The organism is Caulobacter sp. KR2-114 (assembly GCF_049446115.1).
Classification (GTDB): domain Bacteria; phylum Pseudomonadota; class Alphaproteobacteria; order Caulobacterales; family Caulobacteraceae; genus Acaudatibacter.
Map to the genome: position 1 here is coordinate 253,738 of NZ_JBMSEC010000003.1, position 16,843 is coordinate 270,580.

The window sequence follows — 16,843 nt, forward strand, 5'->3', positions numbered from 1 at the left end:
AGATGGCTTTCCTTCGGCCGATCCCTTCTGGCGCAAGGGAATTACTGTCGGTATCAGTCAAAACAACACAAGGGTCCTGCCCCCCGGGACGGAGTGACGAGATGACGAAGGAACGGTTCTGGGTCGTCGGCGGCGAGTACGCCTGCATCGGCTTCAAGCAGCTCAAGGATGGCACCCAGCAGATGCTGGGCCCCTTCGAAACCCGTGACGAGGCTTCGCGCGCCTGGCGCCGGCTGTCGGCGGAAAACTCCAGCCGCGCCACCGCCCGCTTCTCCATCGCCGCCGAACAGATCGCCCTGCCGGCGTAACGGTCTACTGGTGGCGGCCGTGCCGCCGCCTTTTTTATGCGAAAGCCCCTCGCCGACGGCGGGGGGCTTTTTCGTTGGGGCCAGCGCTCCGCTGGAGCCCCCATCCCGGCCTTCGGCCGTACTTCCCCCAGTGGGGGAAGAGAACGGATGGGCGCGGCTTCGGCGCTGTCTCTCTTCCCCCTTTGGGGGAAGTCCCCGCGAAGCGGGGATGGGGGCTGACGCGCGCGGTCACACCCGCTCCACCGCCATCGCCACCGCCTCGCCGCCGCCGATGCACAGGGACGCCACGCCGCGCGTCTGGCCGCGGGCTTCCAGGGCCGACAGCAGGGTGGCCATGATCCGCGCGCCGGAGGCGCCGATCGGGTGGCCGAGGGCGCAGGCGCCGCCGTTCACGTTCAGCTTCTCGTGCGGGATGTCGAGCTCGCGCATGGCGATCATCGCCACCACGGCGAAGGCCTCGTTGACCTCGAAAAGGTCGACGTCGCCGACGCTCCAGCCGGCGCGCGCCAGGGCCTTCTGCATCGCCGGGACCGGGGCGGTGGTGAACAGGCCGGGCTCGTGCGCGTGGGCGCCGTGGCCGGCGATGCGCGCCACCACCTTCATCCCCAGCCGCTCGGCCACCGAGGCGCGGGTCAGCACCAGGGCCGCCGCGCCGTCCGAGATCGACGAGGCGTTGGCGGCGGTGATGGCGCCGTCCTTGGCGAACGCCGGCTTCAGGGTGGGGATCTTCAGCGGGTCGGCCTTCAGCGGCTGCTCGTCGTCGCTGACCGTCTCGGTCCCCTTGCGGCCGGCGATCTCCACCGCCACGATCTCGCGGCGGAAGGCGCCGCTTTCGACCGCGTGCTTGGCGCGCACCAGGCTCTCGATGGCGTAGGCGTCCATGTCGGCGCGGGTGAACTGATAGGCCGCCGCGGTCTCCTCGGCGAAGGCGCCCATCAGCTTGCCAGGATCATAGGCGTCCTCCAGGCCGTCCAGGTACATGGAATCCATCACCCGGTCGTGGCCGATGCGCGCGCCGCCGCGGTGCTTGGCCAGCAGGTAGGGGGCGTTGGTCATGCTCTCCATGCCGCCGGCGACGATCACGTCGGCCGTGCCGGCCGCCAGGGCGTCGTGCGCCAGGATCGCCGCCTGCAGGCCCGAGCCGCACATCTTGTTGACGGTGGTCGCCTCCACCGACTTCGGCAGGCCCGCGCCCAGCGCCGCCTGGCGCGCCGGCGCCTGGCCGAGGCCCGCGGGCAGCACGCAGCCCATGATGATCTGGTCGATCGCCTCCGGCGACACGCCGGCGCGCTCGACCGCCGCCTTCACCGCCGCGGCGCCCAGGTCGGTCGCCTTGGCGCCGGTGAGCGTCCCCTGGAAGCCGCCCATCGGGGTGCGGGCATAGGCGGCGATGACGACGGGATCGGCGGCGGCCATGAGGAACTCCTTGAGACCAGGATCGACAATTGCGATCCACAGATATGGTGTGCGGGCGGACAAGCACGCTAGCGTCGCGCCGACAACGATTTTCTGGGAGCCCGGACCCGCATGGGCTCCGTGGGGGGAGCCTCCGATGCGACTTCGACTGCTGGCCTTCGCCCTTGCCGTGGCCGCCGCGACGCCGGCATTCGCCGCACCGGACCCGGCGCCCAGCTTCGACTACGACGCCAACACCGTCCCTGCCCCGCCGGGCCTCGGGCCGCAGACGTCGCCGGCGCCGGGCGTAACGGCGCAGCAGATCGACTATTTCCTCGGCGACCGGCGCGTGAGCGCCGAGATGATCCGCGGCGCGGGGCCCGGCCCGCACCCGGCGGTGCTGTTCGTCCACTGGCTGGGCGATCCGGCCACCACCAATCACACCGAGTTCGAGGCGGACGCGATCGCCCTGGCCAGGCTGGGCGTCAGCTCGATGCTGATCGACGCGCCGTGGTCGCAGAAGGGCTGGTTCGGGCCGCTGGGCGGGTCGGCCGAGGGCGACCTTCGCGACAGCGCCGGCACGGTCGTCGAACTGCGCCGCTGCCTGGACACGCTGCTGGCGTCCCCAGACGTCGATCCGAGCCGCGTGGCCTTCGTCGGCCACGACTTCGGGGCGATGTTCGGCATGCTGATGGCGTCGGTGGACCACCGCCCCGCCTGGTACGTGTTCATGGCCCCCAACAGCTCGATGGGCGAGTGGTACCTGTGGGAGAAGAAGACCCCGGACCGCGACGCCTACCTGGCGCGGCTGAGGGTGCTGGATCCGCCAGGCTTCCTGGCGCGGGCGAAGGCCAGGGGCGTGCTGCTGCAGTTCAGCGGCCACGACGAGTACATCACGCCGGCGCATCAGGCGGCGATCGTCGCCGCCGCGCCCAGCCCGCACACGGTGAAGGTCTACGACGTCGACCACAGCCTGGAGACCCCGGCCGCGCACGCCGACCGGCTGGCGTGGCTGAAGGCGGCCCTGCTGGCGCCCCACTGACAGCCGATGGGGACAGTCTTCAAAGGCAATGCTTGCCATCGCTCCGAATGGGCCGCACCTTAAGCCCATGGGCCGCACAGCCGACTATTCCAAGGAGATCTGCTCCGTCGCCGGAGCGCTTTCGGTGGTGGGCGACCCCTGGACGCTGATCATCCTGCGCGACGCCTTCGCCGGGGTGCGCCGGTTCGACGAGTGGCAGTCGCGCCTGGGCGTGGCGCGCAACGTGCTGGCGGCGCGGCTGAAGAGCCTGGTGGCCTTCGGGGTGATGGAGACCCGGCTCTATTCCGAGCGCCCGCCCCGCCACGAATACATCCTGACGCGCAAGGGCCAGGACCTGCTGCCGGTGCTGCTGACCCTCAAGGCCTGGGGCGACCGCTACGTCTACGGCGCCTGCGGGGCGCCGGCGGTGCTCAAGCACAGCTGCGGCGCCGACCTGGAACCCCGGCTGGTGTGCGACGCGTGCGGCGAGACCCTGCACGGGCGCGACATCAAGGGCGCCGAGCGCAACGACGCCGCCCCGCCCCTGGGCGAGGTGCTGGCCGGCGAAGCGCTGGCTGGCGAGGCCGCCGAGTAGCCCATCGGGCGCATTCCCAGCTGTCATGAAACTGTCCTTCTCTCGACGGTTGAAGTCATGCTCAAGCTTGGCCTAGGCTCTGGGTGTCCATGTTGGGCCTTGGGGGAAAATCGTCATGAAGTCTGCGGCCAAGCGCGCCGATCGGCGCGCGCTGTCTTGGTCATTCACGTGGGCGACAAAGCTGCTCGCGGTCGTTCTGCTGGTCGGATGCGCCTCGGCGGCCAACGCCGCGATGTTCCTGGGAACCGGACTCAGCGACGTGAAGCCTGAGGATCGAACCAAGATCGAACACCCGCAGCCGGTGCAGCTGATCTATGTGTTCAAGACGAAGGGCGCGCCGAACGCCCAGGCCACCAAGATCACCAAGCAGCAGGCGTTCGATGCTGTGAAGGCCAGCGGCCTGTTCTCCGAAGTGTCGGAGGGCCCCGCGGCTAACGGCGCGATCCTCAGCATCTCGATCGACAACGTCGTCGACCCCGAGGAGTTGCGCAAAGCGGAAGGCAAGGGTGTCGTCACGGGCGCCACGTTCTTCATCGCCGGCTCGACGGTGACCGACCACTATCTCTCGACCGTCGACTATGTGCCCGGCCCGACCTCGCCGAAGATCACGCGCACGGCCCAGCAGGTGCTGCTGACCCAGCTGGGGATGATCAATTCGGCCCCGCAGAACGCGGTCAAGATGGCGAACGCCAAGGCCGCCATCGCGGCGCTGGTGACCGAGCTGGTGGATAATCCGCTCAACGAAGCTGCGAAGGACCCGGGCTTCCTGGCCAGCGACGCGCCCGGCGCCGCCGCAACTCCGGCCCAGCCCGCGGCGACCCCGGCTTCGCAAGCCGCGGCGGCGGCGCCGCCCGCCCCGGCCGGATCGGCGCCGGCCCCTGCAGCCGCTCAGCCGGCCGCCCCGGCGCCCGCCCAATGATCCGCCCCGTCCTTGCCGCCGCCGCCTGCCTGGTGGTGGCGGCCTGCGCGGAGGCGCCGTTGCCGCCGCCGCAGGCCAGTCTGGACGCCATACAGTCGGTGCGGGCCGCCAACCTTGCGCCCATGCGGGTCGGCGACTTCACGGCCGCGCCCGGAAAGCCGGCCGACATGGACCGGTCCGTGTCAGTCCGCGCCGGGGTTCAGCCCGCGCCCGGCGGCTCGTTCGCGAAATATCTCGGCGACAGCATCGCCGCCCAGCTGAAGGGCGGCGGACGGCTGGATGAGCACGCTCGGCTGGTGGTGTCCGGTGTGGTGACGGACACCCACGTCGACAGCGCCATGCCGACGGCGCACGCCTCCCTGGCGGCGCACTTCACACTCGTGCGGGACGGCAAACCCGTCTTCGACAAGACCTTGAAGGTCGAGGACAGCTGGTCCTCGGACTTCGTGGGGGCGGTGGCCATTCCAGACGCCTTCAACCACTACAACGGCCTGTTCGGAAAGCTGACCGAGGCCCTGCTGGCGGACCCGGACTTCCGCGCGGCGGGCCGCGCCGGTTGATCGGCGCGACGGACGTCAGACGGCGCCCGTCGTCCCGGCGATGAAGCCGCCGCCCAGCACCCGGGCCGGATCGGCCGGGTCGTACAGCACGCAGGCCTGGCCAGGGGCGACGCCCTCTTCCGGACTGTCGAACACCACCCGCGGCTCCGCGCCCTCGAGCGCCAGCCGGCCGGCGGCAGGCTCGCGCGTGGAGCGCACCCGGGCGAGCACGGCCTGGCCCTCGGCGGCGGCGGCCTCGAGCGTCGGCTGGTCGCCCAGCCAGTTGATTTCCTTCAGCGTCAGGGCATGGGTCAGCAGCGCCTCGCGCGGCCCGACGATCACCTGGCGCCGGTCGGCGTCCAGCCGCACCACGAACAGCGGCTCGCCCACGGCGATGTTCAGGCCGCGGCGCTGGCCGACCGTATAGCGGGTCACCCCCTCGTGCCGGCCCAGCACCCGCCCGTCCAGATGGACGATGTCGCCCGGGATCGCCCCCTGCGGCCGCAGCCGGTCGATCACCGTGGTGTAGCGGCCCTCCGGCACGAAGCAGATGTCCTGGCTGTCCGGCTTGTCGGCGACGCCCAGGCCCAGGCTGGCGGCGATCGCCCGCACCTGCGGCTTTTCCAGGCCGCCCAGCGGGAAGCGCAGGAAGTCCAGCTGCTCGGGCGTGGTGGCGAACAGGAAGTAGCTCTGGTCGCGGGCCGGATCGACGGCGCGCTTGAGGCGCGGGGCGTTGCCGTCGGCCGACCGCTGCACATAGTGGCCGGTGGCCAGGGCCTCGGCGCCGAGATCGCGGGCGACGTCCAGCAGGTCGCGGAACTTGACCGTCTGGTTGCAGCGCACGCACGGGATCGGCGTCTCGCCGCGCAGGTAGGCGTCGGCGAACTCCTCCATCACCGCCTCGCGAAAGCGGCTCTCGTAGTCGAGCACATAGTGCGGGATGCCCAGGGACTCCGCGGCGGTGCGGGCGTCCAGGATGTCCTGCCCGGCGCAGCACGCGCCCTTCTGCTTCACCGCCACGCCGTGGTCGTAGAGCTGCAGGGTGACGCCCACCACGTCGTAGCCGGCGCGCTTCAGCAGGGCCGCGGTGACCGTGGAGTCGACGCCGCCGGACATCGCCGCGACGATGCGGGCGCCGGCCGGCAGGCGCACCGCCTCGCGCACCAGGTCCAGCACCTGGTCGGCGGCGGCGATGGCGGGGGCGTCGAGGGGCACGGTCGAGGGTCCTGGCGGGTCCAGCCGCGCTATTTAGTGCGCCGGGGCCACGATGGCGAGGGCGGCGCCCCACCGCGGTGTTCAAGTTTGAAATTACGGGCAGTCGCGGTGATCGTGGATACAAGCCGCGATGGCGGGCCAATCCCGATAGATGCGGTATAGGGCCGGAGCCCGCCATACCAGGAATGCGGTGATTATAGCGGCCACAGCTACAATGAAACTCCGGCGCCGGGTCACTGCGCCGCCTGCTTGCAAGGCCCGCGCTTCCCCAACTGAGACACTAACCTCGCCGCGCCGCTGCCGTTCAACCGTTCGGCAGCAGGGTCAGCAGCGAGGACGCCTTCAGCGAGGCGAACACCTGGGCGGCGGCCTGCACGGCGTACTGCGCCTGCGACAGGTCGGCGGCCGCCTGGGCCGGATCGGCGTCGGTGATCTTGCCGGTCAGGGTCTGCAGCATGGTCTGACGGCTGGTCAGGTCGGTGGTCGCCGCGTCCACCTGGTTCTGCATCAGGCCGTTCTGCCCGGCGGTATAGGTCAGGTTGGTCCCCGCCGTGTCGAAGCTGGGGATCTGGCTCTGCAGGAAGGTCTGCTGCGCCTGGGTCAGCGTGCCGGTGAACGGCCCGTTGGGCCCCTGGTCATAGGCCTCGATCGCCTTGAAGGCGTTGAACAGCGGCGTGCCCAGGCCGTCGGCCAGGAAGCCCGACTTGATGCTGGTGGATTCATCGAGCTGGTTGCTGGTCACGTACTGGTCGTTGTGGAACAGGCTGGCCACCGACGGCGCCGCGGTCAGGTCGCTCAGCTGCGTGGCGCTGACCGGCTGCGTGTTCACCTGGCCGCCGGAGAACAGGTAGTGGCCGTCGAACTTCATGTTCAGCCCGCCGACGGCGTTCTGGAAATAGCCCTGCAGCGCCTGCATCATGCTGTCGCCGTTACCGGACGCCAGGGCGTTCTTGATCGCCTGGCTGGCGCCGGTGGCGGCGTCGGCCACCTGGTTCAGCGCCAGGTCCTGGGTGGACAGCTTGTTGGACAGCACCGTGCTCTGGTCCAGATAGCCCTTCACCGTGGTCTGGTTGGCCTGCAGCGCCGCCAGGGTCTCGGCGTTGGCCGAGTAGCCCTTCAGGTCGGTGGCCTGCTTCTGCGACGACACCCGCGTGGCGGCGTCGATCTGCTTCTGCTGGGCGGCCATCAGGTTGTCGAGGACGGCGCTGTAGGTGCTGGCGGTGGCGACGCGGGTCATGCTGGCCTCAGGTCATCTGCAGCAGGGTGTCGTACATGTCCTTGACCGCCTGAACGAGGCGGGCCGAGGCGCTGTAGGCCTGCTGATAGGTGGTCAGGTTCACCAGTTCCTCGTCGAGGTTGACGCCCTCGACGGAGGACCGGCGCGTGTCGGCCTCGGTCTTGACCGCGTCGGCGGCGGTCTTGGCGTCGTCCGCGGCCGAGGCCTTGCGGCCGATCGAGCCGGCCAGCAGCGAGGCGTACTGGGTGACGTTGCTGGTGGTCGCCGACAGGTCGCCGGCGGCGCCGAAGTTGAGCGAGGTATTGGCGGCCTTCGCCAGGGCCAGGGCCCCGGAATTGTCTCCCAGCGCCAGCACCGGCTGGCCCAGGGCGGCGTTGGCCAGGTTGAGCGTGGCCAGCGGCATGGCCATCGGGTTGGCCGTCACCGCGCTGTTCAGCGAGAAGGTGCCGGCGCGGCTGGCGCGCTGGGCCGAGCCGATGCCGAACAGCTGGCTGAGCGACGGGCCGCCGGCCCCGCGCTGGGTCTTGTCGCTCAGCACCGTCAGCGTCGTCGACGAGCCCGTGTTCGGCTGGAAGGTCATCGTGCCCTGGCTGTCGAGCACGAACTGGCCGTACTGGCCGACCCCGCCCACCTGGGCGTTCAGCGTCGACAGCAGGTTGGCCATGGCGCCGCCGGCCGGCATGGTGACGGTGATGTCGCGGGTGACCGAGCCCGGCGTGTCCGACATGCGGAAGGTGATCGTGCCGCCGGCGGTGAAGCCGGCAGTGTCGGTCGCCTTCAGACCGGTGGCGTAGTTGGTGATCCCGGTGGTGGTGACCAGGTCGTTGAGGCCGAAGAACTGGCTGAAGCCGCGGCCGGCGTCGTTGGACGGGGTGGTGGGGTCGTCTTGGATGGCGATGCCGTTGGACGCCGAGGTGGTGCTGAGCGTCAGCGCGCCGGTGTTGAAGCTGGCCGTGGCGTAGCCGCTGAGCGCGGTGTTCAGGCTGGAGAGGAAGGTCGCCGGCGTGAAGCTGGTCGCCGCCCCGCCGTTGACGCTCATGGTGCCGGCGGTGAAGTCGACGTCCACCCGCTCCTGCTGATTGCCGGAGGCGTCGACCACCGCCAGGGTGGTCTTGCCCGAGAAGTCGCCGATGATGGTGGGCAGGTCGAGGCCGGTGTTGCGCCCGGTCAGGGTGCTGGGCGGCGGCACCGCGGTCGCGGCGTTGGACGCCTGGTTGATCGCATCGGCGGTCTTGGAGACGAACTCGCCCAGCTGGTCCTGGATCGCCGGCAGCTGGTTCTGGCGCACGTCCAGCAGGCCGCGCAACTCGCCGTCGCCGATGGTGACGCCGGTTGACTGGGTAGAGCCGTGAGGGGTCAGGCTGAGGACGCCGGCCCCGTTGCCCGCCGCATTGTAGGACAGGGTCGCCGGGCCGCCGTCGCCGGCCAGCAGGTCGCCGGCGCTGGTGCGCAGCACCACGCCGCCGCCGCTCTTGGGCGTGATCTTCACGTCGACGAAGGTCGACAGCTTGTCGATCAGCTGGCTCTGCGCATCCATCGAACCGGTGGCGTCCGAGCCGCTGGCCAGCGAGCGGGAGATGTCCGAGTTCAGCGAGTCGATCTGGCCCAGCAGCTGGTTCACCTGGTCGACGTCCGAGCCGATCTTGGAGTCCGCCTGCTGGGTGAAGCCCTGCAGCTGGCCGGAAATGCGCTGGGTGGAGCTGAGGAAGGTGTTGAGCTGGTCGATCACCTGGCTGCGCGACAGGCTGGACGACGGATCGTTCGCCGCGGCGGTGAAGGCCGAGAACACGCTGTTCAGCTGGTTGAAATAGCTGGTCGACGACGAGGGATCGCCGAACACCGTCTGCGCCTGGTCCAGCAGGTCCGAGACCGCGCTGGCCGCGCTGGAGGTCGCACTGGCGGAGAGGCTGGCGGCCTGCAGATAGCTGTCGGCGACGCGCTGGACCTGGGCCACGGTGACCCCGGCGCCGGCGCCGTTCAGCGCCGTGGAGCTCTGGTTGACGACCTTGCGGACGTAGCCTGGCGTGTTGACGTTGGAGATGTTGTCCGACGTGGTCGTCAGACCCGTCTGCGCCACCTGCATGCCCGCGTTGGCGATCGACATGATGGTGTTCAGAGACATGCGGGCGCCTCCACGGCGGCAATCCGCACCGCGACGATCGGCAGATTCTGCCCAACGACGCCCTCGGCCTCACCTCGCTGAAATGCCAAACTATTGAATCTCATAGCTTTCTCGTTCGGGTCCGAAGAACCGTCACGCAGAGCAAGGCAAGAGCGGCGCCAAGATTGAAACACGCCGTCACGGGCGGTCACGATCGCTGGGCGCGAACGCCCCCGGTGGGGGAGCCCTTGCCTATCGGCGCTCGGCAATTTCCGCCGCTCACGAACCGAAGCCGGCTCTTAACAACCTCATAATATGCTTATTTTTCCGTTGTTTATGAGGCGCCAAGCGACTTGGCGCGGGGGTTGCTACTGGGACGCCGAATGTCCGGCGCAGCAGGCGCCCCCGTCCTCCCGTTCAGGCTTCCAGCCCGCGCCATGTCGGCCGCCGCCACCTTTGCGATCCTGACCGCCCAGTCGTCGACCGGGACCGCCCAAGCTGCGTCCGGCGCCGGCGCGCCCTCGGCTGGCGCCGGCTTCTCGGACGCCCTGGCGGCGCTGATCGCCGAGCTGAACGGCGACGCGGCGACCAGCGGCCAGAGCGGCCTCCTGCCGGCGAGCGGACTCCTCTCCGGCAACGCGCAGGACACGACGGGCGTGGCCGGCGCCGGCGGCCTGCCCGGCCTCGCCGACGCCCAGGCGCTGCTGACGCCGGCTAAGGGCGCGGTCCCGATCAAGGGCGGCGCGGCCCTCAGCCTCGGCGCCCTCGCCGGCTTTCTGGCGGTCAACGCCGACGCCAGGTCCACGCCGGGCGCCGCGACCTCGACGGCGGCGCGTGCGGACAGCATCTCCACCAGCACCGTGGGACCCAACGCCCTGGCCCTGGCCTTCGGCCTGACCGCGCGCCTGGCGGCGGCGGCGCAGACCGCCACACCCGACGCCACGACCAAGGGCGACGCCACGAGCGACAGCACGGACGGCAGCGATACCGCCGCCGCCGCCTCCGCCACAGCCGCCGCGCCGATGACCAGCGCCTTCGCCGCCAGCCTGCTGGCGGCCCTGCCCGCGGCGCCGATCGCCACGCCGGCGAAGCCGACGGCGACCGATGGCGCTTCATCCGCCTCGACGTCCGCGGCCGCCTCCGCGGTGGTCAGCGCGGCGACCGCCTCCACGGTGCCGGCCCCCGCGACGCCCAGCGCCACGAGCACCGACGCAAAGGCTGGCCCGATCAACGGAACGGCGGTCCCGACCGCCGCGGCGGACAGCGCTGCGGGCGTGGCGGCGACGAACACCGCCGCGGCAGCAACCACCGCCGCGACGTCGGCGCCCAGCGCCGGGACGGCCGCCGCCGACGCCAGCGCGCTGGTCCCCCTGGCCGCGCCGCCCCCTGCCCCGGCCCCGCCTGCCGCCCCCGCCAAGAGCCCCGGCGAGCCGACCCAGAGACTGTCGCAGCCTTCGTCGTCCAGCGCGCCCGCGCCGGCGGCCGCCCCGTCCCCGCCGGCCGCGCCCGGCGCTCCCGCGGCTGCGCCCAGCGCCGCGACCGGCGACGCGAGCGCGCCGGCGAGCGAGACCGCCCTGCCGACCGCCGTCGCCAGCCTGGCCAAGAGCGCGAACGTCAGCCGCTTCGTCGCCGCCGTGACCGGCGACGCCACCACCGCCCCGGCCGCGGCTTCCGCGCCGGCCACGAACACGCCGCCGGCGGCGCCGGCGACGGCGCCCTCTTCAGCCGACGCCGCGCCGACGGCCGACACGCTCGTCCCCGCGCCCACGGCCGTGTCAGCAGCGCCGATCGATGCGGCCGCGACGGGCGCCCGGACGGTCGACGCCAGCGCGACGGCGCCCGCCCCCGCACCGACCGTCCAGGCGGCCTCCGAGCCATCCGTCCCGGCCCCGTCGGCTTTCATCCGGACCGACAGCCTGGCCACGCCCCAGCCTTCCACCCCTGAGCCGGCCGCGCCGGTTCGGTCGGCGCCCGACGCGCCGGTCGTGGTGACGCTGGCGACCTCCGCCGCCACGCCGGCGGATCCGGCGACCGTCGCGGCGGCGGCCTCGCCGGCCGACGCGCCGACGGGCAGCGCGCCCACGGACGCCAAGGCCGCGGCGCCCGCCGCCCAGGTCCCTTCGACGACCACACCCGCCACGCCGACCAACGTCGCCGCCTCGCCGGCGCCGCCTGCCGGCCCGGCCGCCACGACGGACTCCGCGGCGCCGGCCGTCCCGGCTTCGCCCGCCCTCGCCGGCGATGCGGTCGCCGCCACGGGCGACCCGGCGCCCCCGGCCGGCCCGATGGCCGGTCCGGCCGCTGTCCCACTCTCCGGTACGACACCAAAGGGCGCCGCCAAGACCGCCGCCGCCGTCGAGGCGCGGACCGCGAACCCGGCCCAGTCCCGCAGCGGCGCCACGCCCGCCGCCACGATGACGGCCGCCGCCGTGAGCGCGCCGGCGAACACCGCGTCCGCGAACGACGACACCACGGCTGAGCACGATGACACCGCCGCCGGCTCGGCCTCTGCGGCCACCGCCGCCTCGGACACCAGCCAGGCCTTCGTCGCCGGCCCGGCGCCCGCCCAGACCCCGGCGACCACGCCCGCCGCCCTCGCCGCCGCACACGGCGCGTCGATGACCAGCCAGCTGGCCGACCAGATCGCCCGCAAGGCGTCCGGCGGCAAGGCGGCGCAGTTCGACATCGCCCTCGACCCCGACGGCCTGGGCAAGGTGAACGTCAAGGTGCGGATCGACGCCAACGGCCAGCTGTCGGCGCAGATCGCCTTCGACAATCCCGCCGCCGCGGCGGAAGCCCGGGCGCGGGCGGGCGACCTGCAGCAGGCGCTCAGCCAGGCCGGCTTCGACGTCGGCCAGGGCGGGCTCAGCTTCCAGTCCCCGGACCCGGGCGCGAACTTCGCCGGCAACCAGGACGGCTCCAACACCGGCGCCGGCGGCGCGGCCCAGCCCCAGATCCGGGTCGCCGACACCGCCGATGACGCCGCCCCCCCCTCGCCCGCGATCGTCCGCACCGCGGACGGCGCCGTCGACATCACGATCTAGGACCAGACCATGACCACGGCCGTGAACACCAACACGACAACCCCGACGACGAGCAATACCGGCACGTCGAGCGCCGGGTTGAACTCCAGCCTGGCCAGCATGGCCAACAACTTCACCACCTTCCTCACGCTGCTGACCACGCAGCTGAAGAACCAGGACCCCACGTCGCCGCTGGACACCAACCAGTTCACCCAGCAGCTCACCCAGATGACCGGGGTGGAGCAGCAGCTCCTCTCCAACAAGCTGCTGCAGCAGCTCGTGAACACCCAGGCCGGGATCGGCGCCAGCGCCAATCTGATCGGCAAGGTGGTCACGGCGCCAGGCGCGAAAGCCGGCGACCCGGACATCTCCGGGGTGGTCACCTCGATCAGCCAGTCCAACGGGGAGACCATGCTGAAGGTGGGCTCCAACAGCATCGATCTGTCGACGGTCACCAGCGTGTCGTCGAACCCCAACAACCCGCTCAGCGGCCTGCTCGGCAGCTGAGACCCCTCATCCAGACTTCAAGACAAGGATCACCTCCATGAGCATCAACAGCGCCATGCTCGCCGGCGTCTCGGGCCTCGCGGCCAATTCGACGGCCCTGTCGACGATCTCCGACAACATCGCCAACGTGAACACCATTGGCTACAAGCAGACCCAGACCAACTTCGAGAGCCTGGTCACGTCGCAGGCCGCCGGCTCTAACGACATGTCCGGCGGCGTGCTGGCGGTGAACCGCCAGCTGATCAGCGAACAGGGTCTGCAGACCCAGACCAGCTCCGACCTCGATCTGTCGATCTCGGGCCAGGGCTTCTTCATCGCCACCGACCATGCCACCGGCGTGACGGCCAACGACACCCGCTCGTTCACCCGCGCCGGTTCGTTCACCAAGGACGACCAGGGCTATCTGAAGAACTCGGCGGGTCTCTACCTGCAGGGCTGGCCGGTGGACGCCAACGGCAACATCTCCACCGACCCGTCCGACCTGACCAAGCTGCAGTCGATCAACGTGTCGCAGGCCGGCGGCGCCGCCGACCTGACCACCCAGATCGGCATCAACGCCAACCTGCAGTCCAGCCAGGCCGTCTCCACCGCGGCCACGGACAAGAACGAGATGGCCGCCGCCGCCGCCGCCGACACCGCCGCGGCCACCGCCGCCGGCGCGGGCGGCGCCACGGTCGCCTCGGTGCAGGCCGCCGCGATCGCCGCCCTCGGCACGAACGCGCCGAGCGCCACCGCCGCCATCAACGCCGCCGCCGCCGCCACCGGCGCGACGCCGGCCTCGGTCGCCGCGGCGGCCCACACCCTGGCCCTCGCCGACGCGGCCGGCGCTTACAACGCCTCCACCAACTCGATGGCGATGTACGATTCCAACAACGCCACCGGGGTGAAGCCCGACTACAGCCTGCAGGTGCCGATCTCCGACTCCAAGGGCGGCAAGCGCACCGTGCAGATCGACTTCCTGAAGAGCGCCGTGCCGAACCAGTGGTATGCGGAAGTCGTCGCGGTGCCGGCCTCCGACGTGGTCGACGGCGCGGGCCTGTCGAACGGCCAGATCTCCACAGGGGTGGTGGCCTTCACCGCCGACGGCAAGCTGGACCCGACCAACACTACCCTGTTCGGCGGCACCTCGACGCTGAACTTCGGCCCCTCCAACTCGCCCAGCGCCCCGGGCGCCGGCCAGGTCAACTGGGCCGCGTCGCTGGGCATCGACACCCAGTCGGTGGCGTTCAGCATCAGCTCCGCCACCGGCGGCCTGACGCAGTTCGACAGCCCATCGGCCACCCAGTCGATCAGCACCAACGGCACCGCCTTCGGCAACCTGACCAAGATCGAGATCGACGAGAACGGCTTCGTCACCGCCGACTTCGACAACGGCGTGACCCGCCGGATCGCCCAGGTGGCCATCGCCACCTTCCCGAACCCGGACGGCCTGCAGGCGGTCACCGGCGACGCCTTCCGCGTCACCCAGGCCAGCGGCACCTACAGCCTCAAGGCTCCGGGCGTGGGCGGCGCCGGTCTTCTGGCCCCCAAGAGCCTGGAAAGCTCGACGGTCGACCTGTCCAGCGAGTTCACCGGCCTGATCACCACCCAGCGGGCTTACTCGGCGTCTTCCAAGATCATCACCACTGCGGACCAGATGCTGCAAGACCTGCTCAACATCATCAGGTAAACGCTGACTTTAACGAAGATTAATCGCGTTTTACCTACGTCGTGCCAAAATGAGACCCCAGGAAGACCACATGTGTAAACGGAATTTCACCTTCGCGATTAAGTCGTCGTTATCGCACACCGTCTATTCTCCGACGCAACAGTGATGGTGAGAAGGGCGTAAAGCCATGTTGCAGCAGCAACGCACGAACAGCAGGGGCGAAAAGTACGTCATCGGTCCGACCGGTGCGCCCCTGACCCTGTCCGACCTTCCGCCGGCCAATACCCAGCGCTGGGTCATCCGCCGCAAGGCGGAGGTCGTGGCGGCCGTCCGCGGTGGCCTGCTGACGCTGGATGAAGCCTGCGAACGTTACTCCCTGACCAACGAGGAATTCCTCGGCTGGCAGGCGTCGATCGAAAAACATGGTCTTGCGGGCCTGCGCACCACGCGCCTGCAACAATATCGCTGAACCCTCCCCCATAAGGTTCGCGACAGTCGCGGCGGCGCTCCCCCCAGGGCGCCGCCGCTTTCTTTTCCAGGTCGGCAAATCTGGCCGCCCGGTCCGAAACGTCGCAGGCGCCGCAGGCAAACATAAACGGGTCGTTTACCTTGCACTGGGTAAATCCTGCCTAGCGACGGGCGCCTAGAAGGCCGGCGGCGCGAGTTTGTTCAGGGACGCCCTGCGGCTTCGGACGTGAATCAACTTTTCAACGCCCTTCAGCGTTACGGGATTGGTCGACTGGCGGTGATGCTTGGCATCGGCGCCGGCGCAGCCGCCCTGATCGCCGCCATCCTGCTGAACGTGGGCGGCCAGCCCATGGGCCTGCTGTACTCCAACCTCGACCTGCGCGAGGCGGGCACCATCACCCAGGCGCTTGAGCAGGCCGGCATCAAGTACCAGGTCAAGGGCGACGGCTCGACGATCATGGTCGAGCGCGACAAGGTCGCCTCCGCGCGGCTGCTGCTGGCCGGCAAGGGCCTGCCGACGGCCGGCTCGGTCGGCTACGAGATCTTCGACAACCAGAGCGCCCTCGGCCAGACCGACTTCGTCCAGCAGCTGAACATGAAGCGCGCCACCGAAGGCGAGCTGGCGCGCACCATCCGCTCGCTGGACGGCGTGACCGAGGCCCGCGTGCACCTGGTGATGCCGCGCCGCCAGCTGTTCGAGGACGAGGCCGAACAGCCGACCGCCGCCGTGACCATCGGCGTCGGCGCGCGCGAACCTTCCGCCGACCAGGTCCGCTCGGTGCAGAACCTGGTGGCCGGCGCGGTCCCGAACATGAAGCCCGACCGGGTCACGGTGATCGACCAGCACGGCAAGACCCTGTCGGGCGGCTCCGACGCCGGCTCGGCCAGCCAGGTGGCGCAGACCGAGAAGGCGGCCATCGAGGAGCGCATCCGCAAGACCGTGAAGGACATGGTCGAGGGCGTGGTCGGTCCGGGCCACGCGCGGGTGCAGGTCACCGCCGACGTCGACCTCAACCAGGTCACCACCCAGGAGAAGAAGTTCGATCCAGATGGCCAGGTGGTCCGCTCCGAGCAGACCAACGAGCAGAATTCCAAGGAAAACAACGCCAACTCCGGCGCGGTGACCTCGGCCACCGCCAACACCCCCGGCACGACGCCCGGCCAGGGCACGGAAAACGGCAACTCCAGCGGCCAGACCGAATCCACCACCAACTACGAGATTTCCGAGACCACCCGCACCGAGGTGCAGTCACCGGGCCAGGTGAAGCGACTGTCGGTGGCCGTGGCCGTGGACGGGGTCACCGCCCCCGGCGCCAAGGGCAAGCCGGGCGCCTACAGCGCCCGCACGCCCGAGGAGATGAAGCATCTGGATGAACTGGTGCGCGCCGCCATTGGCTATTCCGCCGACCGCGGCGACGTGGTCAGCGTGGTCAACGTCAAGTTCCCGCACGACGACGATCCGGACGGGGTCAGCGCCTCCAACCCGCTGATGGGCTTCGACAAGAACGACATCATGCGCGCCGTGGAGCTGGGCATCCTGGGCCTGGTGGCGCTGGTCATCCTGTTCTTCGTGGTCCGCCCGCTGGTCCGCGGCGCCACCACCGGCGGCGGCCTGCCGGCGCTGGCTGGTCCCGGGGGCCAGGTGACGCACCTGGTCGCCACGGCGGACGGCGTCTCCGGCCAAATCGCCGGCGGCGGCGGGCAGCTGGCGCTCGCCGCGCCGGACATCGACCAGAAGATCGACATCGCCAAGATCGAGGGCCAGGTGAAGGCCTCGTCGGTCAAGCGCGTCGCCGAGTTCGTCGACAAGCATCCGGACGAGTCGGTGTCGATCCTGCGCAGCTGGCTGCACGAGTCCGCGTGACGC

At 70.6% G+C, this 16,843-nt stretch carries 14 protein-coding genes; 10 read left to right on the forward strand and 4 right to left on the reverse strand.

From position 1 onward, the window contains the following. Positions 1–101: 101 nt before the first annotated feature. Positions 102–308 (forward strand): DUF4170 domain-containing protein, encoded by a 207-nt coding sequence (locus ACO2Q3_RS13535; protein WP_423307288.1) that lies wholly within the window; start codon positions 102–104, stop codon positions 306–308. Between the two features lie 228 nt (positions 309–536). Here the strand turns inward: ACO2Q3_RS13535 and ACO2Q3_RS13540 are convergent, their stop codons facing one another. Continuing rightward, positions 537–1,724, reverse strand: a complete 1,188-nt coding sequence (locus ACO2Q3_RS13540; RefSeq protein ID WP_423307290.1) for an acetyl-CoA C-acyltransferase — start codon at positions 1,722–1,724, stop codon at positions 537–539. Positions 1,725–1,860: 136 nt separating this feature from the next. Here ACO2Q3_RS13540 and ACO2Q3_RS13545 point away from each other — a divergent pair, with 136 nt between their 5' ends. The 4 genes from ACO2Q3_RS13545 (at position 1,861) to ACO2Q3_RS13560 (ending at position 4,798) form a co-directional block, all read left to right on the forward strand. Further along, a complete protein-coding gene (locus ACO2Q3_RS13545; protein ID WP_423307292.1) occupies positions 1,861–2,745 on the forward strand; it encodes a dienelactone hydrolase family protein in 885 nt (294 codons plus the stop codon). Between the two features lie 67 nt (positions 2,746–2,812). Beyond that, a complete protein-coding gene (locus tag ACO2Q3_RS13550; protein ID WP_423307294.1) occupies positions 2,813–3,319 on the forward strand; it encodes a winged helix-turn-helix transcriptional regulator in 507 nt (168 codons plus the stop codon). Between the two features lie 115 nt (positions 3,320–3,434). Beyond that, positions 3,435–4,238 carry a hypothetical protein gene (locus ACO2Q3_RS13555; RefSeq protein ID WP_423307296.1) on the forward strand — a complete coding sequence of 268 codons (804 nt, stop codon included), beginning with the start codon at positions 3,435–3,437 and terminating at the stop codon, positions 4,236–4,238. Next, entirely contained in the window at positions 4,235–4,798 is a 564-nt protein-coding gene (locus ACO2Q3_RS13560; protein ID WP_423307298.1) for a hypothetical protein, read from the forward strand. Before ACO2Q3_RS13555 ends, ACO2Q3_RS13560 begins: the two co-directional genes overlap by 4 nt. A gap of 15 nt (positions 4,799–4,813) precedes the next feature. Here the strand turns inward: ACO2Q3_RS13560 and mnmA are convergent, their stop codons facing one another. From mnmA to flgK, 3 genes are all read right to left on the reverse strand, one after another. Further along, complete coding sequence (mnmA, locus tag ACO2Q3_RS13565) at positions 4,814–5,992, reverse strand: tRNA 2-thiouridine(34) synthase MnmA (RefSeq protein WP_423307300.1); 1,179 nt, start codon at positions 5,990–5,992, stop codon at positions 4,814–4,816. Positions 5,993–6,296: 304 nt separating this feature from the next. Further along, positions 6,297–7,229: a flagellin gene (locus ACO2Q3_RS13570; protein WP_423307302.1), complete on the reverse strand. Its 933-nt coding sequence runs from the start codon at positions 7,227–7,229 to the stop codon at positions 6,297–6,299. A 7-nt stretch (positions 7,230–7,236) separates the two neighbouring features. Further along, positions 7,237–9,351 (reverse strand): flagellar hook-associated protein FlgK, encoded by a 2,115-nt coding sequence (gene flgK / locus ACO2Q3_RS13575; protein ID WP_423307303.1) that lies wholly within the window; start codon positions 9,349–9,351, stop codon positions 7,237–7,239. A 416-nt stretch (positions 9,352–9,767) separates the two neighbouring features. Here flgK and ACO2Q3_RS13580 point away from each other — a divergent pair, with 416 nt between their 5' ends. The 5 genes from ACO2Q3_RS13580 (at position 9,768) to fliF (ending at position 16,840) form a co-directional block, all read left to right on the forward strand. Then, positions 9,768–12,374, forward strand: a complete 2,607-nt coding sequence (locus tag ACO2Q3_RS13580) for a flagellar hook-length control protein FliK (protein ID WP_423307305.1) — start codon at positions 9,768–9,770, stop codon at positions 12,372–12,374. A gap of 9 nt (positions 12,375–12,383) precedes the next feature. Beyond that, positions 12,384–12,860 carry a flagellar hook capping FlgD N-terminal domain-containing protein gene (locus ACO2Q3_RS13585; RefSeq protein ID WP_423307307.1) on the forward strand — a complete coding sequence of 159 codons (477 nt, stop codon included), beginning with the start codon at positions 12,384–12,386 and terminating at the stop codon, positions 12,858–12,860. 37 nt (positions 12,861–12,897) lie between these two features. Further along, positions 12,898–14,529 carry a flagellar hook-basal body complex protein gene (locus ACO2Q3_RS13590; protein ID WP_423307309.1) on the forward strand — a complete coding sequence of 544 codons (1,632 nt, stop codon included), beginning with the start codon at positions 12,898–12,900 and terminating at the stop codon, positions 14,527–14,529. A gap of 166 nt (positions 14,530–14,695) precedes the next feature. Further along, positions 14,696–14,977, forward strand: coding sequence for a DUF1153 domain-containing protein (locus ACO2Q3_RS13595; protein ID WP_423307311.1), 282 nt, complete (start codon positions 14,696–14,698; stop codon positions 14,975–14,977). A 279-nt stretch (positions 14,978–15,256) separates the two neighbouring features. Further along, positions 15,257–16,840, forward strand: coding sequence for a flagellar basal-body MS-ring/collar protein FliF (gene fliF, locus ACO2Q3_RS13600; protein WP_423307313.1), 1,584 nt, complete (start codon positions 15,257–15,259; stop codon positions 16,838–16,840). Positions 16,841–16,843: the final 3 nt, after the last annotated feature.